At 63.8% G+C, this 329-nt stretch carries 1 protein-coding gene; it reads left to right on the top strand.

Annotated elements, in window-relative coordinates; translation table 11 throughout:
• On the top strand, window positions 1-329 hold a 329-nt coding region (locus BK665_RS34055), incomplete at both ends, for a LysR substrate-binding domain-containing protein (protein WP_259699692.1).

Here is a 329-nt window from a genome sequence, read left to right as displayed (position 1 = left end):
GATCGCAGTATCGATCTGGCGATTACCGCCGGCGGGTTTGCCGAGCGGTTGCTCAGCCGTCAGGTGTTGGGCGAAGGGGGGTATTTGTGCCTGGTGGATCAGGCCAGTCTGGCTGAGGGACAGCAGACCATCAGCCTGGAGGAGTTCGTCGCGCGGGAGCACATTCTGGTGTCGTCCGGCGGTTTTATCGGGATCACCGATGAGGGGTTGGCGGCGCTGGGGCTGAGTCGACGGGTGTGCGCCTCGACCACGCATTTTGCCGCGTTGCCGTATTTGCTCAAGGGCAGTCAGGCGGTGGCGACCATTCCGGCCCACGCCGCGCAAAGCAT

Source organism: Pseudomonas frederiksbergensis, assembly GCF_003732665.1.
GTDB lineage: Bacteria > Pseudomonadota > Gammaproteobacteria > Pseudomonadales > Pseudomonadaceae > Aquipseudomonas > Aquipseudomonas frederiksbergensis_G.
Note: the sequence above shows the minus strand (reverse complement) of the source record. Positions and strands in the feature narration are given on the sequence as shown.